The sequence below is a fragment of the Stenotrophomonas sp. 24(2023) genome (assembly GCF_030913365.1).
Lineage (GTDB): Bacteria > Pseudomonadota > Gammaproteobacteria > Xanthomonadales > Xanthomonadaceae > Stenotrophomonas.
Map to the genome: position 1 here is coordinate 3,149,622 of NZ_CP133160.1, position 23,550 is coordinate 3,173,171.

At 65.5% G+C, this 23,550-nt stretch carries 21 protein-coding genes and 3 pseudogenes; 20 read left to right on the forward strand and 4 right to left on the reverse strand.

From position 1 onward, the window contains the following. Positions 1-577: 577 nt before the first annotated feature. Together Q9R17_RS14250 and Q9R17_RS14255 are read left to right on the forward strand one after the other, a co-directional pair. A complete protein-coding gene (locus tag Q9R17_RS14250) occupies positions 578-940 on the forward strand; it encodes a hypothetical protein (protein ID WP_308155257.1) in 363 nt (120 codons plus the stop codon). Positions 941-1,387: 447 nt separating this feature from the next. Further along, a complete protein-coding gene (locus Q9R17_RS14255; RefSeq protein WP_308155258.1) occupies positions 1,388-1,897 on the forward strand; it encodes a hypothetical protein in 510 nt (169 codons plus the stop codon). 200 nt (positions 1,898-2,097) lie between these two features. Here the strand turns inward: Q9R17_RS14255 and Q9R17_RS14260 are convergent. Beyond that, positions 2,098-2,235: pseudogene (locus Q9R17_RS14260) on the reverse strand (integrase core domain-containing protein); the annotation flags it as partial. 176 nt (positions 2,236-2,411) lie between these two features. Between Q9R17_RS14260 and Q9R17_RS14265 the strand changes: the two are divergent. The 4 genes from Q9R17_RS14265 to Q9R17_RS14280 all read left to right on the forward strand — a co-directional run bounded on the left by Q9R17_RS14265 (position 2,412) and on the right by Q9R17_RS14280 (position 4,577). Beyond that, on the forward strand, positions 2,412-2,840 hold the full coding sequence (locus tag Q9R17_RS14265; RefSeq protein WP_308155259.1) for a hypothetical protein: 429 nt from the start codon (positions 2,412-2,414) through the stop codon (positions 2,838-2,840). A gap of 33 nt (positions 2,841-2,873) precedes the next feature. Further along, positions 2,874-3,347, forward strand: a complete 474-nt coding sequence (locus tag Q9R17_RS14270) for a hypothetical protein (protein WP_308155260.1) — start codon at positions 2,874-2,876, stop codon at positions 3,345-3,347. Positions 3,348-3,623: 276 nt separating this feature from the next. Further along, positions 3,624-3,914: a hypothetical protein gene (locus Q9R17_RS14275; RefSeq protein ID WP_308155261.1), complete on the forward strand. Its 291-nt coding sequence runs from the start codon at positions 3,624-3,626 to the stop codon at positions 3,912-3,914. Between the two features lie 141 nt (positions 3,915-4,055). Further along, a complete protein-coding gene (locus Q9R17_RS14280; RefSeq protein WP_308155262.1) occupies positions 4,056-4,577 on the forward strand; it encodes a hypothetical protein in 522 nt (173 codons plus the stop codon). A gap of 39 nt (positions 4,578-4,616) precedes the next feature. Here Q9R17_RS14280 and Q9R17_RS14285 read toward each other — a convergent pair. Continuing rightward, positions 4,617-4,882, reverse strand: a pseudogene (locus Q9R17_RS14285) (Atu4866 domain-containing protein); the annotation flags it as partial. A 27-nt stretch (positions 4,883-4,909) separates the two neighbouring features. Next, complete coding sequence (locus Q9R17_RS14290; RefSeq protein ID WP_308155263.1) at positions 4,910-5,971, reverse strand: aldo/keto reductase; 1,062 nt, start codon at positions 5,969-5,971, stop codon at positions 4,910-4,912. 269 nt (positions 5,972-6,240) lie between these two features. Between Q9R17_RS14290 and Q9R17_RS14295 the strand changes: the two genes are divergently transcribed. From Q9R17_RS14295 to cyoD, 12 genes and pseudogenes are all read left to right on the forward strand, one after another. Continuing rightward, positions 6,241-7,161 (forward strand): AraC family transcriptional regulator, encoded by a 921-nt coding sequence (locus Q9R17_RS14295; protein WP_308155264.1) that lies wholly within the window; start codon positions 6,241-6,243, stop codon positions 7,159-7,161. 85 nt (positions 7,162-7,246) lie between these two features. Continuing rightward, positions 7,247-7,927, forward strand: a complete 681-nt coding sequence (locus Q9R17_RS14300) for a VWA domain-containing protein (protein WP_308155265.1) — start codon at positions 7,247-7,249, stop codon at positions 7,925-7,927. 17 nt (positions 7,928-7,944) lie between these two features. Beyond that, on the forward strand, positions 7,945-8,685 hold the full coding sequence (locus Q9R17_RS14305; RefSeq protein ID WP_308155266.1) for a PP2C family serine/threonine-protein phosphatase: 741 nt from the start codon (positions 7,945-7,947) through the stop codon (positions 8,683-8,685). 4 nt (positions 8,686-8,689) lie between these two features. Next, on the forward strand, positions 8,690-10,114 hold the full coding sequence (locus tag Q9R17_RS14310) for a hypothetical protein (RefSeq protein WP_308155267.1): 1,425 nt from the start codon (positions 8,690-8,692) through the stop codon (positions 10,112-10,114). Positions 10,115-11,472: 1,358 nt separating this feature from the next. Continuing rightward, positions 11,473-11,631, forward strand: a pseudogene (locus tag Q9R17_RS14315) (TonB family protein); the annotation flags it as partial. Further along, positions 11,632-11,970, forward strand: coding sequence for an energy transducer TonB (locus tag Q9R17_RS20520; protein WP_343238801.1), 339 nt, complete (start codon positions 11,632-11,634; stop codon positions 11,968-11,970). 185 nt (positions 11,971-12,155) lie between these two features. Continuing rightward, positions 12,156-13,070 (forward strand): hypothetical protein, encoded by a 915-nt coding sequence (locus Q9R17_RS14325; RefSeq protein WP_308155268.1) that lies wholly within the window; start codon positions 12,156-12,158, stop codon positions 13,068-13,070. Continuing rightward, positions 13,063-13,461, forward strand: coding sequence for a hypothetical protein (locus tag Q9R17_RS14330; protein ID WP_308155269.1), 399 nt, complete (start codon positions 13,063-13,065; stop codon positions 13,459-13,461). The genes Q9R17_RS14325 and Q9R17_RS14330 overlap by 8 nt, the downstream gene beginning before the upstream one ends. A gap of 259 nt (positions 13,462-13,720) precedes the next feature. Continuing rightward, positions 13,721-14,830 carry a ubiquinol oxidase subunit II gene (gene cyoA, locus Q9R17_RS14335; RefSeq protein WP_308155270.1) on the forward strand — a complete coding sequence of 370 codons (1,110 nt, stop codon included), beginning with the start codon at positions 13,721-13,723 and terminating at the stop codon, positions 14,828-14,830. Between the two features lie 2 nt (positions 14,831-14,832). Further along, positions 14,833-16,830 carry a cytochrome o ubiquinol oxidase subunit I gene (gene cyoB, locus Q9R17_RS14340; RefSeq protein WP_308155271.1) on the forward strand — a complete coding sequence of 666 codons (1,998 nt, stop codon included), beginning with the start codon at positions 14,833-14,835 and terminating at the stop codon, positions 16,828-16,830. Continuing rightward, positions 16,827-17,465, forward strand: a complete 639-nt coding sequence (cyoC, locus tag Q9R17_RS14345) for a cytochrome o ubiquinol oxidase subunit III (protein ID WP_308155272.1) — start codon at positions 16,827-16,829, stop codon at positions 17,463-17,465. The genes cyoB and cyoC overlap by 4 nt, the downstream gene beginning before the upstream one ends. Then, positions 17,465-17,806, forward strand: a complete 342-nt coding sequence (cyoD, locus tag Q9R17_RS14350; protein ID WP_308155273.1) for a cytochrome o ubiquinol oxidase subunit IV — start codon at positions 17,465-17,467, stop codon at positions 17,804-17,806. The genes cyoC and cyoD overlap by 1 nt, the downstream gene beginning before the upstream one ends. A 181-nt stretch (positions 17,807-17,987) precedes the next feature. Here cyoD and Q9R17_RS14355 read toward each other — a convergent pair whose 3' ends face one another. Then, the gene (locus tag Q9R17_RS14355) at positions 17,988-20,045 is read right to left on the reverse strand and encodes a bifunctional diguanylate cyclase/phosphodiesterase (RefSeq protein ID WP_308155274.1); all 2,058 of its coding nucleotides are present in this window, start codon (positions 20,043-20,045) and stop codon (positions 17,988-17,990) included. Positions 20,046-20,191: 146 nt separating this feature from the next. On the opposite strand from Q9R17_RS14355, the gene radA reads away from it, so the two are divergent. Next, positions 20,192-21,568: a DNA repair protein RadA gene (radA, locus tag Q9R17_RS14360; protein WP_308155275.1), complete on the forward strand. Its 1,377-nt coding sequence runs from the start codon at positions 20,192-20,194 to the stop codon at positions 21,566-21,568. A 109-nt stretch (positions 21,569-21,677) separates the two neighbouring features. Continuing rightward, the gene (locus tag Q9R17_RS14365; RefSeq protein ID WP_308155276.1) at positions 21,678-23,534 is read left to right on the forward strand and encodes an ATP-binding protein; all 1,857 of its coding nucleotides are present in this window, start codon (positions 21,678-21,680) and stop codon (positions 23,532-23,534) included. The last annotated feature ends 16 nt before the right edge of the window (positions 23,535-23,550 follow it).

The window sequence follows — 23,550 nt, forward strand, 5'->3', positions numbered from 1 at the left end:
CGCATCCAAACACCGCCCTGCATCCTGTCTTAAGTTGGCTCTATCGCCACTTACGGACCCCGTCCAATGTCATCCGCTCTCACCAGGCGCATTGTTCTCACCGCTGATTGCTGAAAATATGTCGGCGGCAAGTCCGACGTCGCCACAAGGAATCGGAAACCACATAATCAACACAACTCAAGCCGTTGGTGGGGCTGGCGGCGCTGCTGCAGTTCAGGGTGCGGCATCCGCTGCTGGTCGTGCCGCTGACATTGCAAAAGGGAGCGGGGTCTCTGCTGTACAAAAGAAAGTCGAAGGTCGGATCAAATAAGGTGGTCGGATGAAAAAGCTAAAGTTGCTTCTGTTCGCAGAGCTTCCGGCGTTGGTCGTCGCACTGGGTATTGGGTTGATCTTCGGATACGGAGGCGGATTGTATAAGGGAGCGTTGCTGACTGTTGTAGTCTTCCTAATCCTGCAGCCCTTCATGCTACTGCCATTTTTTCGGAAGAATCGATAGCTGGATGTATGTGGGAACCAGATAGGCCTACCAATATTGGGCTTGCTGATAGTTGCAGCGTCGGTACGGAGACGGATAGTCATGATGATGAAGGCGTGGGGCTTCCCAATCACGGGGGACAGGGTGGTTGAGGCATTAAGAGAGAACTTCAGTACGAATGATATTTGGCTGCTGTTGGATTTGGATGTCCCGTCGGGAGCGAATTCACAAGCGATCTTGAATCACCTTCGAGAGCGCATGGTGAACAGCCCGTTAGAGGTGTCTACGGATGATCTGTGCGAAGCGCTTGCTGACGCGCCGCAAGTTTGGGTGCTGGACATTCGGTTGTCATCCGACCATGAAGTTCAGCTTTACATTGAAGATGGTGAGGTGTTCGAAGAGAATCTTGACAGTATGGTCAGATCCGGAAATCGTGCTGGATCGAGAGATCCACAGTTGAAGTGAAATGAAGATGTCGGTCTCATTCCATTTGCTTCTGCCGTTGGTTGAAATCGCAGCGAAGCGTAACTTTCAGCTTTCTCAAGAATTCTACGATCGATTGCTATCCCCTTTGCCAGGGCTGCGGTATCGGAGGTGCAAGGTCGCACCGTTGCCGGGGTGAAGGTTGGAGATAGCCCTGCTGACACCAGGGCGGCGCTGGAGGATGCTGGGTACATGGGAACGTGGATATCGAACGACGCTGGCACGGAATCGGGAATGCTTCACAATGTTCCGTCTATGAGGATGGAGGTTAGAGTCATGGACGGAGGGAAAAGCATCCACCCACAGTGTCGGTGACGCGAGAAGGTAACCCGCGTCAGACCGTAAATCCTGAGGATGGTAAGAGTTTGGCAATATTCCCAGGGATCAGCAGCGCACGGGAAGTCATGTTTCCTATCGAGAGAAACCGTGATGACGCGAATCGAGAAGATGGAAGTTGATGTGGTAGCTGCGCGCTCAAGCTTGGAGGGCATGCTGCTTGGTTCATATCTTGATTCATTCAATGTAAGTAGCCTTCAGGTGGCGTTGAGGTTCATCAATGCATCGGCGTGCCCTGATAAATCGCTGTACGTGGATCTGAGCTTCTCATGTGCGGCCACTGTCCGTAATGGCCTCGTATCTTCCGGTAATGTCGGCAATGTTGATTTCTTTGTGGGTAGGGCGGCATTTCTCCCCGAGGTCTATGGAAAGATTGGCCTTGAAATCTCTGGGGTTGAGCTCGATTCCGAGGGGGGGCTTGTTCTTTCTATGGGGGACTCAGTTATTGAATTGGTTGCTAGGGACGAGGGTGTGGGGATTGAGAATTCTGTCTGGAAAGTCGTGATTGAGCGTCCGGCCGGCTCTGGACCATCTTTAGGTGGCTCTATTTCCTGTGTTTCAATGGGAAATTCTGTTATGTTCATGCTCGGCGTTGAGCGGTAGTTGTGATTCTCTAATGGCTTGGCATGGGGGAGGTCCATGCTGAACTCTCTCCCCGGACGCGGGTTGCCTAGATCAGTTGCTGGGGTTCAGATGGCTTGGTTCGTAATGCGAAGGCCGCAGGCTCGACTCCTGTTTCCGGCGTCAGTTGCATGAAAAGCCCGGTAATCCCCCCCCGCTTTTAGCGTTCGCCAAAAGTGGAGCTATGCAGCCGATGCCAACTTCTGCATTGGTGTGATGCCGCCGAGTGCCATGTTGGGACGCTCGTAGTTGTACGTCCATAGCCAACGAGTGGCCTTTTCCTGCACCTGCTCGATGGTGTCGAACGGGGGCGTGGCCAGGCGAACATCACGCTGGCGGGATCGCAGTACGGGGGCGATTGCATGGCATCAAGGTGCCTTGCAGACGTGGGTGCTGCTTTGAGTGTGGACATGCGTGATGAGCTGGAGCCCGGAGCCCTATGGACAGCAGGATACAGACGGATGATCGCAGGTGGTTGCTTCCCTCGAATCGAGGAATGGAACTCCTTGAGTGTGAGCTGATGCTCGATTCCGGACCTGAGATGGTGTTCCGCATCAGGATCTCCGGAGATTACTGGGCACGGGCTGAGACGCAATCCTACGAGGGGACCGCTCCGGACTTCGGTGTCGTGCTTCAGCAGGTCATTTTCAGGCGTGAGTGGCTGGTTGATCTCATCAGGGATTTTGAGCGTTGGCTGGACACCGGACAGCCATTCTCATGTCGGTTCGAAGGGTATGGTGGTGGGCAGATCATCTGCATGTCCCTGGGCGATGATCCGCGTTTTGTCAGGTCCACGCACAAGGCGGTCTTTGCATTGACCTACACCTCAGGGTTGGTGATGAACTCCGGTTGCAGCTTCGTGATTGATCAGACCTGTGTTCGAATGGCCGTGGAAGGGATTTCCACTTGCCTGGCCGTCCGGTAGTGTCGGTTTGTGAATGGTGCAGGCACCATTGCCATGGCAACGTCGGCAAAAGGGGGCTCGGTGGACAGTCGTAGTTATTCGCTGCTTGCTGGCATGACCGGAGCCGGGCTTCTCGGGTCGTCCCGCATGTTGGATCCCGGGGTGGTGGCAGGCTACTGGTCTGGTGACGTTGAGGTTCCTGCTGCCATCGATGCTGATGTTGCTTCCTGCTTGTCGCGTTCCGACCTGGATGCATGCATTCGTGCAGCTGTCTGGATGGCACGCAATCATGTGCTTTCCGGATATGAGCAGAAGCATCACCTGAGCCTGGTTCGATGGCTGTTCGAACACCACTGCATCGAACGGCATGAGCTGTTGAGCCTGCTGGCACTCCTTTCGCCTGGGCAGCAGGATGCAGCAGGAGTGGAGATCGCCCTGATTGCAACGGAGATGTTGGAAGAGGGGCGGTTGGAGGAAGGCCTGGATCTGGTTGAGCCGATGCTCTTGGCGTATACGCCTTCCTTGTAGGTGATGCGTGAGCGCCACGTGCCGCTTCCGTTGCCCATTGCACTCATCCCACTGCGGCCAAGGTCATGGCTTGAGGAAGGCGATGCACTCGGTCGATGATCGATGGATTGAACGTGTGCTTGCAGAAAAAGGACATGCAGATCGGCATATGCAGCAATCAGGCACGGCGACCGCTCGTCAATCGAGGTTTACTCTGTGAATGGGATGGCTGTTCCAAAGAACGGGGAAGATGAGGGGCCAGTCCCGCAGGTCTGGCGGCCTACGCTGGCCGCTATCGTGGATGCTCTGGCCAAGGAACAGGCACCATTGCTGCCGCAGGTCCCCCTTCGAGCTGCGGATGTCTGGACGAGCGCGCAGGAGTATATTCGTGCATACGGCGCACACCTTAAGGCATTGCCGGAAGAGTCCTGGAATTCCTCCCTTTGCATCTGGTACGGGGAATTCTGGAATGTTCTGGTTGATCTTTATACGGAAGAAGAGGGAAGGAGTGATCTCGTCCTCCAGGTGCACATCCACGAAGCCCCGAACGGCTATCGGTACGATGTCATCCAGGTGTACGTCCCCTAACCCTGCAGCCCACTGCAGCGGTGATGCGGGGCAGCCCGCGATGCGATAGCGGAAAAGTGAAACGGCCGGTGGTGCGGGTATTCCATGGCCTGGAAGCCGACGGACAGGCACTCTGTCCATTATCAAGCCGAGGATTCAAGGATGAAGGTAGATCGTCGAAAGACAGTGTGGTTGCTGTTGGCATCACTGGCGGCGGCAGCGGTGCTGTTCGTACTCCTTTTTGATCGGTATTCCTACGATGACTATCACGAGCGGTCATGTGGCGCGGATACGGTCGCGTTGGATGTCCGGCTGAGTGGAAGCTTCACGCCCGCGCGGCCGCAGGTACGTTCGTCGCCTTATCGCCTGTGGATCGGGGGTTTGGATGAAGCGGGCGAGCCTGTTGTTCTCCAGGATCTCAGGTTGGTCTCACAGGCATCCGGAGCAACACTGGAGCTGGGGGGCATCCGGCGGTTCGAAGGGGAGGCCGCGGGGCATGCCGCGCCCGCAGCCGTGTATCTGGCCGAGCCGTTGCGGCTGGCGTACGACGATTACCTGTTGCAAGGGACGATCGTTGCAGACCGGGACGGTCGAAGCCACTCGACCGCTTTTACCTGTGCGCTGGACAGGCACCCCTGGAGTGAATGGCGCAATCCCCGGTGGGATGCGCTGATGGGAATCTAGGCGGCGCCCAGGCTTGTACGCTCCTGGGCGCGGGGGGAGTTACGCGCGGAAGAACACCATCCCGCCATGATGCAGTTCGTCGTGACTGACGAACTCACCATCGGCGGTGAATCCGGTGTCGTCCCAGTAGTCGATATGAGTACCGTCGATGACGTAGCGTCCCTGGTAGGCGCTGCGGCGCGTACCGCGTGCTTCGTCATAGCGGCCATCGGCGCGCAGCTCCTGGCGGATGCGGCCATCGGCGGTGACCCACATGCCAAGGTAGGGGTGTGGTTTCATCCTGTGGTTTCCTTCATGGCGGGTGTGATTGCGATGGTGGGCGCCTGCCGGCGTCAGGCGACAGGGACGGTCGCGGCTTCCCACAGATCCGTTTCGCCAAGGCGGTCCGCACTCTGCGTCTGCACCATCCAGCCGGGATACTCCGGCGGCAGCGCGCTGACCTCGTCGAGGCGGCGGATTTCCGCTGCGCTCAGGGTCAGGTCCACGGCCGCGATGTTGTCGGCCAACTGGTCCAGCCGTTTGGCGCCGATCAGGACCGAGCTCACCACCGGCTTGGCGAGCAGCCACGCCAGGGCCACCCGGGCGGGGCTGCAGCCGTGGGCATCGGCGATCGGGCGCAGCACGTCGATGACGTTCCATGCGCGCTCCTTGTCGACGATCGGGAAGTCGAACCCGGAGCGGCGTGCGCCGGCCGGTGACGGATTTTCCCGGCTGTACTTGCCTGACAGCAGGCCACCGGCCAGCGGGCTCCAGATGAGCAGGCCCATTTTTTCGGCTTCCAGCAGTGGTACGAGTTCGCGCTCCAGGTCGCGACCGGCCACGGAGTAGTACGCCTGCACGCTCTCTATGCGGGCCAGCCCCTGCCGGGCCGCGATCCCCTGCGCGGTGGCCAGCCGCCAGGCATGCCAGTTGGAGACGCCGATATAGCGAACCTTGCCGTGGCGCACCAGGTCGTCCAGCGCGCGCAGGGTTTCTTCCAGCGGGGTAAGCGCGTCGGTGGCGTGGACCTGGTAGAGGTCGATATGGTCGGTGCCCAGCCGTTTCAGGCTGGCCTCCACCGCATCCATGATGTGCCCGCGGGAGGCGCCGACCTGGTTCTTGCCCGGCCCCATGCGCCCGGCCACCTTGGTGGCCAGGACATACTCGCGGCGTGCAATGCCCAGGTTGCGGAACGATCGTCCCAGCGTCTGTTCGCTTTCCCCGCCTGAATAGATGTCGGCGGTGTCGAAGAAGTTGATGCCGGCCTCGATGCTGGCCTTGACCTGGGCATCAGCCCCCTGCTGGTCGACCGCGCCGATGTGGGCATAGACGCCGGTGCCGCTGCTGAAGGTCATGGTGCCCAGGCACAGCTGCGATACGATCAGGCCGGTATTGCCAAGTTGCGTGTATTTCATCGGGTGCTCCCGGGATGGTGTGGGCAGGGGAGCGGGGCGTGGGGTGTCGTCCACGCGTTGCCCTCTCCCCGGAAGGGGCGGCGGCCCGAGGGTCATCCACTGCTGGATCGTGCTGGACCGCGCGGTGGCCATGCTCTCCCCGGGCGGGCGGTGGCCGGTAGAACGCTCGTCCCGGATGCTTGCACGATCGTCCGGCGATACGGACGAACGGCTTCCCTGCCATGGGGGTTCATGCGAAAAATGCCGTAGCCCGGGAAGCGATGACGCCGATGACGCCACTGACGGAGTTCGTGAATCTCCTTTCACGCCAGATACCCACCGATGGCACTTTCCCGACGGCGGTGGCCGGGGTGACGCTGATCCGCTGGTCGGCGCCGAGCGAGCCGATGCCGGTGGTGTTCGATCCCACGGTCTGCCTGGTGGTGCAGGGCCGCAAACGGGTGAGTGCCGGAACTGCGCTTTACGACTATGACCGGGCGCGTTACCTGATCGCGTCGGTGGCACAGCCGGTGATGGGCGCGGTGATCGAGGCCAGCGATGCCGAGCCCTATCTGTGCGTGCAGATCGACCTGGACATGCGCGAGATCGCGGATCTGGCCATGCGCCACCCGGCCCGCCTGGATGCAGCCGTTCCCGCGTCCGCGCTTTCGGTCAATGAAACCTCGCCGGAACTGCTGGATGCCGCTGCCCGGTTGGTGGCGCTTCTGGCCCGTGCCGAGGATCTGCCGGCCCTGGCGCCGCTGGTGCTGCGCGAAATCCACTATCGGCTGTTGACCGGGCCGGCCGGTGGCACGCTGCGCCATATGGCACAGGCCGACAGCCGCCTGAACCAGATCGGGCGGGCGGTGCTGTGGATACGCACGCATTTCCGCCAGGCCTGCCGCATCGAGCAGGCAGCGGAGGTGGCCGGCATGAGCCGTTCGAGCTTCCACCTGCATTTCCGCGCGGTGACCTCGCTCACCCCCATCGAATTCCGCACGCAGCTGCGCCTGCAGGAGGCACGCAGCCGGATGGTGGCCGACGGCATGGATGCCGCCAGTGCCGGGTTCGAGGTGGGTTACAGCAGCCCTTCGCAGTTCAGTCGTGACTATTGCCGGCTGTTCGGCATGTCGCCCGCACGGGATGTGGGGCGCCTGCGGGCAGCGTCCCGGCCAGCGGGGGCACCGGGGCCGGGGCAGGGCGCAAGCTGAACCTCCGGCGGCGGTCGCTGGCCCCGGGCAGCGCCCGTCTGCCTATAATCGGGATGACGAACCATGAGCAGGGAGGCGCATTCGTATGTCCGTCGCAGGTATTCCCGATGTATCGCTGGTCGATAACAGTGAACAGCGCACGCCGCTGATCCTGGTGCTGGATTGTTCCGGCAGCATGGGCGGTGGCCCGATTGAACAGCTCAACGCCGGCCTGAAGCTGCTGGAGCAGGAACTGAAGGCCGATGTCATCGCGGCCAAGCGCGTACGCGTGCTGGTGGTGGAATATGGCGGCATGGACCGGGCCGCGGTGCGCGGTGACTGGTGCGATGCCATGGATTTCACCGCGCCGGTGCTGTCGGCCAATGGCACCACGCCCACCGGTGCGGCGGTCGATCTGGCGCTGCAGGAAATCGAGGATGAAAAGGCGCGCTTCCGCCAGGCCGGCGTGGCGTATACGCGCCCGTGGCTGTTCCTGATGTCCGACGGGCATCCCACCGATGCCTGGGAGACGGTGGCCGGGCAGTGCCGCGACAGCGAACAGCAGAACAAGGTGGCCGTGTTCCCGATTGCCGTGGGCGAGGCCGACATGGGCATGCTGGGCCAGTTCAGCCGTAATGGCGAACGTGGGGTCAAGCGCCTGCACGGCCTGCAGTTCAAGGAACTGTTCCTGTGGCTCAGTGCCAGCATGCGGGTGGTGTCCAACTCCACGCCGGGCGGCCAGGTGCAGTTGCCGGCCACCGACAGCTGGTCACAGGTACCGGTCTGACGATGGCCTGGCGGGTGATGGCCGCATCGGCCACCGGGCGCTCGCACCTGGACCGGGGACAGCCGTGCCAGGATGCGTTTGCCTCGGCCTGCACGGGGTCGGTGCTGGTCGCGGTGGTCTGCGATGGCGCGGGCTCGGCCTCGCACAGCGAGGTCGGCGCACGCGCGGTGTCGGCACAGGTGGTGGCGGCCATGGCCCAGGTGCTCGCATCGCCGTCGGCGGCGTTGCACGGGCCGGTCGAGGTGCTGCGGGGCCATGTCGTGGCCGCCATCAGCACGGCGCGCGATGCCTTGGCCGAGGACGCATCCGGGCAGGGAACATCACTGGCCGACCACGCCTGCACGCTGGTCGGCGTGGTGGCCGATGCACGGGGCGGCTGGTTCTTCCATATCGGTGATGGCGTGGCCGCCTGCATGTTCGCGGATGGGCAGCCCGAGGCCGTGTCGTTGCCGGCCAATGGGGAATATGCCAACGAAACCTGGTTCGTTACCGGTGAGGGCTGGCGCGAGCAGCTGCGCCTGACGCGTTTCGACGGGGCCGTGCAGGCGGTCGTGCTGATGTCCGATGGCGTCCAGCCGTTTGCGATGGCGCGCAGCGGAACCGCGCTGTATCCGCCCTTCATCACCCCGGTGCTGCGTTACCTGGACGGCGTGGAGGTCGCCCACGGCAGCCAGGCGCTGCAGGCGACGCTGGCGGACCCGCGCACCGATGCAATCACCGGCGACGACAAGACGTTGCTGGTGGCATTGCCGGGCTGAGCGCATGCCGTCGCGCAGCGGCGAAATCCTCTACGACCTGCGGCGTTCGCCGCTGACGCTTGGCCGCCTGCTCAAGAGCGGTGGTGCCGGCAGCGTGTTCACGTTGCACGAGCGCCCACGCGATGTGGCCAAGCTTTACCATTCCAGCAAGGACGGGCACGCGTACGAGCGCAAAGTGCGCGCCATGCTGGAACTGCAGCCGGACCTGCCGCCGGTGCTGGACAACGGCAGCGCGCAGGTACAGATCGCCTGGCCCAACGGCATGCTGCGCGATGGGCAGGGCCGCTTCGTGGGCTTCACCATGCCGATCCTGGATGTGGCCGCCACCAGCGATCTGGAGCATGTGCTGCAGGAACGGCAGGCACGGGCGGAAGGGTTGCCCACCGCGCTGGGGCCGAAGATGACCCTGGCCGCCAACCTGGCGGTCATGCTGGCGGCGCTGCACCGGCGCGGCCATTACGTGGTGGACCTGAAGCCGCTGAACGTGCGCTTCTACCGGCAATCGCTGTTCGTGGCGATGCTGGATTGCGATGGTTTCAGCATCCAGGGCAAGGGCGAGCGCTTTCCGGCCGGGCAGGTCACCGCCGATTACCTGGCCGCCGAGTTCCAGGGCCGGGGCGTGAAACCGGGCGAGGAGGAGGCACAGGATCGCTTCGCATTGGCGGTGATGCTGTTCCAGCTGCTCAACACCGGCCTGCACCCCTATGCCGGCAGGCCACAGGGCAGCGACCTGCCCAGCGACCTGCCCGGGCGCATCGCCGCCCATCTCTATGCATACGGCCGCAAGGCCGATGCGCGCATCCTGCCGGCCCTGGCCAGTGGCCACCAGGCGTTTCCCGATGAGATCCGGGACCTGTTCGACCGGGCCTTTTCACGCCAGCCACGGCGCCGCCCCTCGGCCGAGGAATGGGGCCGGCTGCTGTCGCGCTATGCGCGGCGCACGGCGGGCAAGCTGGTGGCCTGCGGCAAGGATGCAACGCACCAGCATTTCGACGGGCTGCCGTGCGCGGCCTGCGCGCGCACCGCACTGCTTGCCAGCGCCGCACCTGCCGCCCGGCCCGGGCGCGGGCGCGGCAACCGCGCCGACCGCCGGCGACAGCAGGGGCAGGTGGCACGGCGGCAGCGGCAGGCGGCGGTGGCCCCGCAGGCCACGCAGGCAAGGGGCAGGAGGCCTGCTGTGGCCACGCCTGCCCAGCAGCTGGCCGGGCCTGTCGGGCTGGGAACGCGCGTGGCCATGTCGGTCATCGGTACGCTGCTGCTGGGATGGGTGATGGGGTGGGGCATGCCGGCCTATCGCGATTACCTGGCCCATGAACAGCCCCGCTGGGGCGATGCCTTTGCGCTGGGGCTGCAGGGCGGATTGCTGGTCCTGGGCCTGTTGCTGTTCATCCTGTTCGTGCCGCTGATCATCCTGGGCAAGCGGCCATGAAGATCCTGCTGGGCGTGCTGGCCGCGCTGCTGGTGTTCCTGCTGCTGGTGCCCCTGTGGGGCTGGATGGGCGTGCTCGCCTATGGCGGCATCGAGTGGCTTGGCCAGCGCTGGAGCACCGGCCTGCTCGGTGATGGCCGCCTGGGTTTCCGTGCCGGGGTGATGCTCGGGGGCAGCGCTGCGGTCCTGAGCTTCCTGTGGGTGGCGTGGAAAGACCGTTCGATCAGCTACCTGTTGGCCGGCGCATTCGTGGGGCTGGGGTTTGCCGTGTTGCTGGTGGTGACCGGCGTGGCTCCCACGCAGCGGGTGCCACAGCGCATGGGGCCCACGCAGGTGCGGGTGGAATCGCCGGAACGCCGGCGCCCGCTGGTGCAGCGGGAATGGCAGAGCCGCCGCGCCTATGAACACGATGTGGCACAGCAGGTGGAGGCGATCGCCCGGGCGGCGGCGCGGGGGGAGATGGCGCAGGCCGACGAACTGCTCGATACGCTCGAATCCTGGCCGATGCAGCGACCACGTGCGGAGGAACAATCCGGGCAGGCACGGCAGGCGTGGAAGGCCTACATCGATTTCTTCACCGCGCCAGGCCAGCCCGCTGTACCTGCCGCCGACGGCGGCAATGGGGCTGGCGGGCGCGCGGCGCGCGAACGCGCGGTGCTGCAGGCGCTGTGGTCGATCGATCCGATGGCGACCGGGGCGGCCACGCAGCTGCTGCTGGGGGATGTGGAGCACCTGCGGATGGACATGGACACGGCGCGCCGGACGCCGGGGCTCCAGGCCGGAGCGCAGGCCATGCGTGGCCTGCTGGGCATCCGGACCGGCCTGGAGGCCCTGTTCGCGTACATGCCGGGCTCCGCCCCGTTGTGGGACAGCTATGCATCGCTGCAGGCCGATACCGATGAGGAACTGGCGGTGGGGGCCTGGGTGGTGGCGGCACGGCTGGGCCGGGGCCGACCGACGCGCACGGACAGCTTCGGCAGCGACATGGCGGCGACGCAGCGCCCGATGGCCGAGGTGGACCTGCGGCTGCTGGCGGGCCGCCTGCCCGTGGCCGACAACGGCCGACGGGCGATCCTGCGCGCGCGCGCCGCGATGGTGCGCGCGCAGCATGAGCCGCTGCCCTTCGAGGAAGCGCCGCAGGGCGGGCCCGATGGCCAGATGCGCATCAGCGCACGTGCACTGCCGCCAGCAGGCCTGGTGGTGCGGGGCGAGGGGCTTGGCCTGCCGTCTGCCGCGCCGTCCGCGCCCGACATGGAGCGGGCGCTGGGGGAGGTGCAGGTCGACCTGGGCGCGGCAGGTTTCGTGCCGGGCGACACGCACATCCCGCTGCAGGCACCGGTGCGGCGCTGGGCGCAGCTGCTGCTGGCGGTTGACGTATGGGAGCAGGGCCAGGTGACCTCGGTGCTGGTGGAACGCAGCAGTGGCGACCCCGCGCTGGACGAGGCCGCGCGCCGCGGTGCGGCGTACTGGCGTGCCGCAGGGGAGGTCGCCGGGGCCGGCGAGCGTCGCCGTGTGGCGGTGATCTTCCAGCCCCCGGCACCGGACAGCACGCCCGCCGCGCCGCCGCCGCCGATGGTGCCCATGCTGCCGGACGAGCGGGTGTATTTCGAACTGCTCGGCCAGGCCCGCCGTTCGCTGTCCATGCCCGAGGGCATTCCCGGGGGAACCGTCGTGCTGACGGTGGCGGTGGGGGCTGACGGGCGGGTCCGGTCCGTGTCGGTCGCGCGCAGCAGTGGCCAGCCCCGGCTTGACGAAGCGGCACGCAGGGCCGCACGGGACTGGGAGGTGTCGCCCACCGCGATTGCCCGCAGTGGTCCGGTCACGGTGCAGGTCCCGATCCGTTTCGAGGCGATGTGAGCGCTGGCGCGGCCCCTGGCTGAACGGGGGCCTGACGGAAACGCCCCAAGGACAGGGCCAGGGGCCTTCCGTGGCCCCGTTTGTGGAGTCTGGCGGCCGACTTTGCCTATAGTGGCCGGGGCCGATCGGGCCCGGGTGCCGTGGATGGGGCGTTTTCTGGAATGAACGGGCGGGGTCTGCTTGTCATGGCGGTGCTGTTGGCCGCGTCTGCCGCCGGCGCGCATGCGCTGTTCGCGGGCGGCGCTGCCATGGCCGCGCATGACCCGGTTCCGGACGAAGATGTCCGTGGCGCGCAGATACGCCCGGGCACGCGCATCAGCCCGGCCGACGCCGGTGCCCTGGCCGGTGCGGCGCTGCCGATGCCGCGCGCCGGGGTGCAACCCTTGGGGGCCAAGGCCTACCAGCGGGTCGGCCTCTACCCGTCGCGGCCCCCGGGGGATGCCCTGACCTATGTGAACCAGCTCAGGTTGCGCTCCGATGCCGGTGACGCCAATGCCACCTACGCGATCTACCTGACCCTGTGGGATTGCCGCAATGCGCTGTCCGAGGCGGCCGACGGGCAGGTGGAGGCTGCGCGCCGTGTCGGGGCGGAGGCCCAGTTCCTGGCCACGTCCGAGCGCTTGCTGCACGAATGCCAGACCCTGATGCTTGACCGTGCGGTCTACCAGGCGCCCTGGCTGGCGATCGCCGCCGCTCAGGGGTCGGAAGACGCCATGTATGCCTACGCCCGGGCACCGGAAGAGATCATTGGGCCACTATCTGACGTGATCGGCGAGACTGCAGCCACCGAGGAGTGGAAAAGCACGGCCGCCGACTACCTGCAGACGCTGGTCAGCAACGGCAACATCAATGGGGTGGCCGGCCTGGCCAGTGCCTACCGGTATGGCGGGGCGGTGGATGTCGATGCCCTGCTGGCCTATGCCTATGAGCTGACCCTGCAGCGGATCGACCCGGCCTTCACCAGCGAAGATGAGCTGAGTGAGCGGCGGGCCGCGCTGAGCCTCAGCGAACAGGCGATGGCCCGGGAACTTTCGAGCAGGATTTACGAACAATGTTGTGTCCCTATGGCAGGGGGAACGCTGGGAGATGGGAATGGGTAAGGGAATCACGGTGGCGGCGGCCTCGCTGCTGGTCGCCTTCTCGGCAGGGGCGCAGGCCGGTTCGGCAGGCCTGTACACCTGCAATGCCTGCAGTGCGTCGGTTCCGTTCCCGGAGCCGGCCACGACGGTGTTCCTGAAAAACATCGAGCGCAAGCTCAATGCGCCCATTCCGCGGATCTCCGGCCGGCGCGGGCTGCGCGTGGGCGACACCATCGAGGTCTGCAACGGCATCACCTGCGTGGAATACACCTGGCTGGGCCGCGATGACTTCCGGGGCCGGGTGACCTCCACCGTGCTGCCGCCCAACGCCCGCAGCTCCACCGATGGGCGGCGGGTGATCCGCATCGGGGCCGGCAACGCGCCGGCGCCCGGCCCGACCGGCGGGCGCTGAGGGGCCGGGGCGGTGACAGGCCCATGACAGGGCGCTCCGCCCGGCCCGCGCGCACCCCGCTGCGACAACGTGTCGCAGGCCGAATCGGGTCATTCATGCGCCCGATCATTGTCAATGCCTTTCTTAAATGCTCGGTGACGGCCTAAAATTGAAAGGCTGACTCACCCCACCTTCCTGCCGGGCCCTTGGACCGGTGGGACCGGCTTTGGCCGGATCAGGCAGGGCGGGGAACGGCATTCCCTCGCAATTGGATCGACCGATGATTCCGTTGAAAACCCTTGGGCGCTGGTTGCGCCCGGGCCTGTTGTTCGCGTTGCTGGTGATGCTCACCGGTTGCGACGCCGTGGCCATCCTCAATCCGAAGGGCCAGATCGGCCAGGATGAGAAGACCCTGCTGATCACGGCCACCGTGCTGATGCTGCTGGTCGTCATCCCGGTCATCATCATGACCCTGGTCTTCGCGTGGAAATACCGCGCTTCCAACACCAAGGCCCGTTACGAGCCCAACTGGTCGCATTCCACCGCGATCGAAGTGGTGGTCTGGTCGATCCCCTGCATGATCGTGCTGGTGCTGGCCGTGCTGACCTGGCGCTCCTCGCATGCGCTGGACCCGTACCGCCCGCTGGATTCGGACGTCAAGCCGGTCACCATCGAGGCGATCTCGCTGGACTGGAAGTGGCTGTTCATCTATCCGGAAGAGAAGGTGGCGGTCGTCAACGAGATCAAGTTCCCGGTCAACACCCCGCTGAACTTCAAGATCACCTCCGACACGGTGATGAATGCGTTCTTCATCCCGCACCTGGGCAGCATGATCTATTCGATGGCGGCGATGGAGACCAAGCTCCACCTGATCGCCAACGAGACCGGTGAATTCCCGGGCATGTCCTCGCACTACAGCGGCGCGGGCTTCGCCAAGATGCACTTCACCGCCTACTCGGTCACCGATGCCGAATACCAGCAGTGGCTGGCCCAGGTGCGTGCCGGCAAGGACACCCTGGACCAGGGCACCTTCAAGGCGCTGGGTGAAGCGAAGAATTCCGAGTGGTACCCGGTGACCTACTACGGCAAGGTTGAAGAAGGCCTGTTCGGCTGGGTTCTTGCCAAGCACATGGGCAACAACCGCCACTACGGCATGAAGCATGACCACGCCGCGATGTCCCACGACGCCGCCGGCCACGAAGGTCACGATGCCGCCGCCGCCGGCCATGAAGGCCATGCCGCGATGGATGGCATGCAGGGCATGGAAGGCATGGACCACCATGAAGGCCACGCTGCCGCCGAAGCCGTCGGCGATGCGCAGCCGGCCGAACACAACGCAGACGAGCACGCGGCAGCCGGCCATGCCGGTCACGCGGGCTCGGGAGAATGAACATGCTGGGAAAACTCTCTATTGAGTCGATCCCCCACGATCCGATCGTCCTGACGACGTTGATCGGTGCGATTCTTGGTGGCCTGGGCGTTGTCGCCCTGATCACCAAGTTCAAGCTGTGGGGTTACCTGTGGAAGGAGTGGTTCACCTCGGTGGACCACAAGAAGATCGGCGTGATGTACCTCATCGTCGCCTTCGTCATGCTGCTGCGCGGCTTCTCCGACGCGATCATGATGCGTACCCAGCAGGCCATCGCCGTCGGCGGGTCCGAGGGTTACCTGCCGCCGCACCACTACGACCAGATCTTCACCGCCCACGGCGTGATCATGATCTTCTTCGTGGCGATGCCGCTGATCACCGGCCTGATGAACCTGGCCGTGCCGCTGCAGATCGGTGCGCGCGACGTCGCGTTCCCGTTCGTGAACTCGCTCAGCTTCTGGCTGTTCGTGTCCGGTGCGGTGCTGATCATGCTGTCGCTGTGGATCGGTGAATTCGCCGCGACCGGCTGGCTGGCGTTCCCGCCATTGTCGGGCATCGAATACAGTCCAAGCGTCGGCATGGACTACTACATCTGGGGACTACAGGTTGCAGGCCTGGGCACCACGCTGAGCGGTATCAACTTCTTCATCACCATCCTGAAGATGCGTACCCCCAGCATGAAGCTGATGCAGATGCCGGTGTTCACCTGGACCGCCCTGGTGACCAACGTGCTGATCGTCGCCGCCTTCCCGGTGCTGACCATCACCCTGGTGCTGCTGACCCTGGACCGTTACCTGGGCACGCACTTCTTCACCAATGACGGTGGCGGCAACGCCATGCTGTACATCAACCTGATCTGGATCTGGGGCCACCCGGAGGTGTACATCCTGGTCCTGCCGGCGTTCGGTGTGTTCTCCGAAGTCATCGCGACCTTCTCGCGCAAGGCGCTGTTCGGCTACAAGGGCATGGTCTACGCCACCGCCTGCATCGGCGTGCTGTCGTTCATCGTGTGGCTGCACCACTTCTTCACCATGGGCTCGGGTGCCAACGTCAATGCCTTCTTCGGCATCACGACGATGATCATCTCGATCCCCACCGGCGTGAAGATCTTCAACTGGCTGTTCACCATGTTCCGCGGCCGCGTGCACTTCACCACTCCGGTGCTGTGGACCATCGGCTTCATGATCACCTTCGTCATCGGCGGCATGACCGGCGTGATGCTGGCGATTCCGGCCATCGACTTCGTGCTGCACAACAGCCTGTTCCTGATCGCCCACTTCCACAACGTCATCATCGGCGGCGTGGTGTTCGGCATGTTCGCCGGCATCACCTACTGGTGGCCCAAGATGTTCGGCTTCCGCCTGAACGAAACCTGGGGCAAGCGTGCGTTCTGGTGCTGGTTCATCGGCTTCTACGTGACCTTCATGCCGATGTACGCGCTGGGCTTCATGGGCATGACCCGCCGCATGCAGAGCACGGTCAACCCGGCCTACGAACCGCTGCTGCTGATCGCCGCGGCCGGTGCGTTCATCGTCGGCGCCGGCATCCTGTGCCAGATCATCCAGGTCTACGTGTCCATCCGCGACCGCAAGAAGACCGCCGACCTGACCGGCGACCCGTGGGATGCCCGTACGCTGGAATGGGAAACCTCTTCGCCGCCGGCCTTCTACAACTTCGGCGCGCTGCCGGAAGTCACCGATCTGGACGATTTCTGGCACCGCAAGCAGCGTGGTGAAGCCTGGCCGAAGCCGGCCAAGTACACCGACATCCACATGCCGCGCAACACCGGCACGGGCGTGGTCATCGGTGCCTTCAGCCTGGTGTTCGGCTTTGCGATGATCTGGCACATCTGGTGGCTGGCCATCATCGGCTTCGTCGGCATGATCGCCACGTTCATCTACCGCACCTTCGACCAGGACGTGGACTACTGGGTCCCGGCCGCCGAGGTGGAACGCATCGAGAACGAACACCGCAAGCACCTGGAAGCCCAGGGCCTGGTGAAGTCGGAGCTGAAGGCATGAGCACCAATACCTCGACCCTGAGCCACGGGCACGCCGCGCATGCGGCGGCCCATGGCCATGACGACCACGAGCACCACGACACCGGCGGCAACACCGTCTTCGGTTTCTGGGTGTACCTGATGAGCGACTGCCTCATCTTCGCCTCGCTGTTTGCCACCTACGTGGTGCTGATGGGCGGCACCGACGGCGGCCCGGGTCCGAAGGACCTGTTCGAACTGCCGTTCGTGGCGTGGGAAACCGCACTGCTGCTGACGTCCTCGCTGACCTTCGGCCTGGGCATGATCGCCCTGCACCGCAAGCAGGTCGGCCAGATGTACCTGTGGCTGGCGATCACCTGGCTGCTGGGCTTCGGCTTCATGTGCATGGAAGTCTATGAATTCCATCACCTGATCCATCAGGGCTACGGTCCGGACCGCAGTGCCTTCCTGTCGGCGTTCTTCGCCCTGGTCGGCACCCACGGCCTGCACGTCAGCGCCGGCCTGCTGTGGCTGCTGGTGATGTTCGTGCAGCTGAAGAAGTACGGCCTGACGCCCACCAACAAGACCCGCATGGCGTGCCTGAGCCTGTTCTGGCACTTCCTGGACCTGATCTGGATCGGCGTGTTCTCCGTCGTCTACCTCAATGGAGCGCTGTAATGGCACATGACAACCATGCACACGACCATGGCGCCGGCGGCGAAAGCCACGGCAGCGTGAAGTCGTACCTGATCGGCTTCGTGCTGGCGGTGGTGCTGACCGTCATCCCGTTCTGGATGGTGATGTCGGGCAACTTCTCCGCAGGCGTCAACGGCGTGGTCATCGCGATCACCGCCGTGCTGCAGATGCTGGTGCACCTGGTGTTCTTCCTGCACCTGGACCGCTCCTCGGAGAGCCGCTGGAACGTCAACGCGGCGGCCTTCACCGTCGTGGTGATCGGCATCATCGTGGCCGGCACCCTGTGGGTCATGCACAACATGAACGTGCACATGATGCACTGACGTCCTTGCGACGTTGCCACGCAGAAAGGCCGCCTCCGGGCGGCCTTTCTGTTTGTGGGACGTTTCCTGTTGGCGTTGGGGCGAGAGCATCCACGCATGGCGTGGATCTACCAGTGCGTGCGCCCGGCCGCGGTCGTTCCGGGCCATGGCGCCCGGTAGTGCCAGGCCATGCCTGGCAGGCTTACCCCATCGTGCGCAGAAAATCGTCCGCGGCCATCGGCCGGCCCAGGTGGTAGCCCTGCAGCTGGTCGCAGCCCAGCGCGCTCAGGTAATCACGCTGTGCCTGGGTCTCCACGCCCTCGGCCACGACCTGCAACTGCAGCGTGCGGCCCAGCGCGATGATCGAGGACACGATGGCGGCATCCTCCTCGTTGCGTTCCAGGTCGTGCACGAAGGCGCGGTCGATCTTCAGTTCGGTCGCCGGCATGCGCTTGAGGTACAGCAGGCTCGAATAGCCCGTGCCGAAATCATCGATGGCGATGTGCACGCCCATCGCCGACAGGGCATTGAGGATCGCCAGGCTGGCCTCCACATCGCGCATCGCCGTGGTTTCGGTGATTTCCAGCGTCAGCTTCTGCGGGGCGATGCCATGCCGCTGCAGCGTGGCCTGCACGCTGTCCAGCAGCGAAGGGGACGTGAACTGCAGCGGTGACAGGTTCACCGCCATCGTCCATTCCGGGTGGCCTGCATCATGCCAGCAGCGCAGCTGGGCACAGGCACGGTCCAGTACCCAGTCGCCGATCGGCAGGATCAGGCCGCTGCGTTCGGCGATGGGAATGAACACATCCGGTGTCAGCAGCCCCAGTTCCGGGTGCTGCCAGCGCAGCAGGGCCTCGGCCCCGGTGGTGGGCAGGCCGGCCGCCGGGAACTTAGGCTGGTAGTGCAGCAGCAGTTCCCTGCGGGCGATCGCGCGGCGCAGGTCCTGCAGCAGGCGCAGCTGGCGGTTGGCGCTGACCTGCATCGAGGGGGTGAAGAAGGTGTAGCCGTTCCGGCCGCCCTGCTTGGTGTGGTACATCGCCGCATCGGCATGGGCCATGAGCTCGCGTTCCCCGGCCGCATCGTCCGGGTACAGGGCGATGCCCAGGCTGGCACTGACCTGCAGTTCGGCCGCATCGACCACGAACGGCTCGGCCACGGCGGCGATGAGGCGTTCGGCCACCACCACCGCATCGTCCGGGGCCTCGATGGCCAGCACGATCACGAACTCGTCACCGCCGAGCCGGGCGAAGGTGTCCTGCGGCCGCAGCAGCGCGCCCACGCGGCGCGCCACCGCCACCAGCAGGCGGTCGCCGATCTGGTGCCCGTAGGCATCGTTGACCGCCTTGAAACCGTCCAGGTCGCAGAACATCACCGCCACGGCATGCTGCTGGCGCCGCGCTTCCTCGATGGCCTGCTCGATGCGGTCCTGCAGCAGCATGCGGTTGGGCAGCTGGGTCAGGGGGTCGTGCAGTGCCGCCTGCAGCAGCTTGTGGTTCGCACTGGCCAGCGAATCGGCCAGCACGCCGGTACGCATGCGCATCTGCCGGTCGAACAGCGAGGCCACCAGTGCGATGCCCAGCGTGGCGACCGTGGTGACGATCACCAGCACGGCCAGCCACTGCGCATCCAGGCCGCCATCGCCGACCGCGCCGCAGATGCTGCCCGCCGGGAAGCGGGCGGCGGCCATGCCGGTGTAGTGCATGCCGACGATGGCCAGGCCCATCACCAGCGATGCCAGTGCGCGCAGGCGCACGGTGTTGCGTGCTTCCACGCGCAGCCGGAACGCGATCCACAGCGCGGCGCCAGCGGCCAGCATGGCCACCACGATCGAGGCGATGAACCAGCCCGGGTGGTAGTCGATGCCTGGCTGCATGCGCATGGCGGCCATGCCCAGGTAGTGCATGCAGGCGATGCCCAGCCCGATCAGCACCGCACCGGCCGCCAACCGGCGCCGGGGCAGGACCGGGCGTGAGACCAGCCATAGCGCGAAGGCCGACGCGCCGATCGAGACCAGCAGCGAATAGCCGGTGATGGCCAGGTCGTAACCCACCGGAATGGGCAGGTCGAAGGCCAGCATGCCGATGAAGTGCATCGACCAGATGCCCAGGCCCATCGCGGCGGCACCGCCGGCCAGCCACCAGCGGGCGACCCTGCCGGTGCTGGTGGCCAGGCGGCCGGCCATGTCCAGGGCGGTGTAGGAAGCCAGGATCGCCACCAGCAGGGAAAAAGCGACCAGGCTCTGGCTGTAGCTGCCAGTCATCAGGGTTCCAGGTTCGGGAAAAAGGGGCGCCGGGGCGCTTGTCCGCCCCCGCTATCGGCGGAAAGGGCGGGGCCTTGAGGGTCGCAGCGGTTGCGACCGGGCTCGGCTATCCTGCCACGCACCCCCCAGCAGCAGGAAACTCCCCGATGGCCAAAGCCCGCACCGCGTATGTCTGCAATGAATGCGGCGCCGAGTACAGCAAGTGGCAGGGGCAGTGCACCGAATGCAATGCCTGGAACGCGCTGTCGGAAATCGTGCTGGAGCCGGCGGCCGCGGCCAAGGCACCGGCGGCACGGCGCAGCGGCTGGGCGGGCAAGGTGGACCCGCCGAAGATCACGGCGCTCAAGGACGTGGAACAGACCGAACACCGCCGGGTCAGCACCGGCATCGGTGAATTCGACCGCGTGCTGGGGGGCGGCCTGGTGGAGGGCGCGGTGGTGCTGGTCGGTGGCGACCCGGGCATCGGCAAGTCCACGCTGCTGCTGCAGGCGGTGGCGAAGATGGCCGCCGAACTGCCGGTGCTGTACGTCACCGGCGAGGAATCGCTGGCGCAGGTGGCTGGCCGCGCGCACCGGCTGGAACTGCCGCTGGACGGCGTCAACGCGCTGGCCGAGACCGGTATCGAATCCATCCTGCAGCATGCGTCCAAGGCGGGGCCGCGCCTGATCGTGGCCGATTCGGTGCAGACCCTGTGGACCGAATCGCTGACCGCCGCACCCGGCTCGGTCAGCCAGGTGCGCGAGAGTGCGGCCCGGCTGGTCCGTTTCGCCAAGGAGACCGGCACGGCCGTGTTCCTGGTCGGCCATGTCACCAAGGAGGGCGGCATCGCGGGGCCTCGCGTGCTGGAGCACATGGTCGATGCGGTGCTGTATTTCGAGGGCGAAAGCGGCAGCCGTTTCCGCCTGCTGCGCGCGTTCAAGAACCGTTTCGGTGCGGTCAACGAGCTGGGCGTGTTCGCCATGGGGGACAAGGGCCTGAAGGAAGTCTCCAACCCGTCGGCCATCTTCCTGTCCGGCGGCAGTACCCACCAGCCGGGCAGCTGCGTGATGGTCACCCGCGAAGGCACGCGCCCGCTGCTGGTGGAAGTCCAGGCGCTGGTCGATGCCTCGCCGCTGTCCAATCCGCGCCGCGTGGCCGTGGGCCTGGAACAGAACCGGCTGGCCATGCTGCTGGCGGTGCTGCACCGCCATGGTGGCGTGCTGGTCGGCGACCAGGATGTGTTCGTCAACGTGGTCGGCGGCATCCGCGTGCAGGAGACCGCTGCCGATCTGCCGGTGCTGCTGGCGGTGCTGTCCTCGTTGCAGGACCGTCCGCTGGCGGAGAAGACCATTGCCTTCGGTGAGATCGGCCTGTCCGGCGAGATCCGGCCGGTGCCCAATGGCGAGGACCGCCTGCGCGAAGCTGCCACCCATGGCTTCAAGCGCGCCATCGTGCCCAAGGCCAATGCCCCCAAGGGCGGAAGCGTGAAGGGCATGGAAGTGATTGCGGTCGAGCGCCTGTCCGAGGCCATCGACGCGGCCTGACCGGGGGAATGCGGTTGCCGGCACGACACCGCTCAGCTGGCCTGTGCTAGTTTTCCCGGCTCGATGAAGGCGGTTGTGGCGCCTTCCGTGGCAAGGAGTAACCGATCGCATGCAGGACACGCCGCTCAGCTTTCCCGCCGCCGAAATCCGTCGTGCCGGGGTCGATCTCAATGGCCTGATGACGGTGCTGGGCAAGCACCTGTATTCCACCCCGGTGGTGGCCCTGCGCGAGCTGGTGCAGAACGCGCACGACTCGATCATCCGCCGTCGCCTGGAACAGCCGGGTACCGAACCGCCTTCGCGCATTTCGGTGCAGGTGGACAGCGTGGCCGGCGTGCTGCGCATCATCGATACCGGTGCCGGCCTGACCCGCCAGGAAATCCACGATTACCTGGCCACCGTCGGCGTCGGCTATACGCGTGGCCTGCGCCAGGGCGGTGATGATGAAGATGGCCTGATCGGCATGTTCGGCCTGGGGTTCCTGTCGGCGTTCGTGCTGGCACGCAAGGTGAGCGTGCGCACCACCTCCTACCAGACGCCGGAGCTGGGCCACCTGTACGTGTCCAGCAATGCCGAGCAGTACACCGTCAGCGAAGTGCCAGCGCGGGCGATCGGCACCGAGGTGGAACTGGAACTGCATCCGGACTTCCTGTCGCTGGCCCATGAGGCGCGCCTGCACGAGGTGCTGGGCCGCTACTGCGCGCTGCTGTCCGAGCCGATCTTCATCGGCGCGGCCGCCGAACCGATCAACCCCGAGCCACCACCGTGGCGGGCGGCCGGCGATGTCGCGTTGCATCCGGTGCAGGCACGCCGCCAGGCACTGCAGTTCGCCGCCCGTTTCGAGCATGACTTCGAGCCCATCGCCACCCTGCCGCTGCAGGCCGATGGCCTCAGCGATGCCACCGGCCTGCTGTGGGTGCAGGACGGGGCGACCTATGGCACCAGCGACAACCGCAACCTGTCCGTGTTCGTGCGCGGCATGCTGCTCGATGACGATGCGCGCGACCTGTTGCCCTCGTGGGCCGGGTTCGTCGGCGGGGTGATCGAGTCCTCGCGGCTGACCCCGACCGCCAGCCGCGAGGACCTGCAGCGCGATGACCAGTACCGGGCGGTGCAGCATGCGCTGCTCGAGGCGCTGATCGACGGCCTGGTGGAGGTCGCGCGGCAGCAGCCGGAAGCCTGGCGGCGCGTGCTGGCCCGCCACAACGAGGCGCTGCTGGGCGCGGCATTGTGCGACGAGCGTCTGTTCGACCTGCTGCTGGAGCACGTGCGCGTGCCTACCTCGCAGGGCGACCTGCCGGCCAGCGCGCTGCCGGCGCGTGGTGCGGTCCACGTGATCCTGGACAGTGGCGGCGGCTTCGAGGAAATGCTGTTCCGTGCGATGGGCGTGCCGGTCGCCCATGGCCATCGCTACGCGGTGGTGCCGTTCCTGCGCCGCTGGGCCCAGGCCAAGGGCCTGCGCCTGGTCGAACTGGGCACCGAGCAGGGCAACCGTGCGCTGTTCCGTGCCGATGACAGTCTGGACGATGGCCAGCTGGCCTGGCTGCGCGAGCATCTGGGCGACGGCGAGCAGCTGCTGCCGGCGCGCTTCAGCCCCGAAGCATTGCCGGTGGTGGTGGTGCCCGACCGCGAGGCGGAGCTGAAGCAGCGCCTGGAAGACGACGAGAACGACAAGCGCGTGTCGATGGCCGCGCTGCGGCTGGCGCGCCAGTTCACCGCGCGCATCCAGGCACGGGCGCCCTCGCGGCTGTACCTCAACCTGGACAACCCGGCCGTGCAGGCGCTGCTGCAGGCCCAGCGCGAAGGCCACCCGCAGGCCATGGCAGCGGCGCGGCTGCTGCGCTCGCTGAAGGTCATCGTGTCCGCGCAGGGGCGCCCGCTGGCGCGTGATGCGGCTGCGGCCGGGCCGGACCTCAATGCGGCCTTCACCGATATCGCCGCCGCCCTGCAGCAGATGCTGCGCTGAATTTCCCTCTCATCCA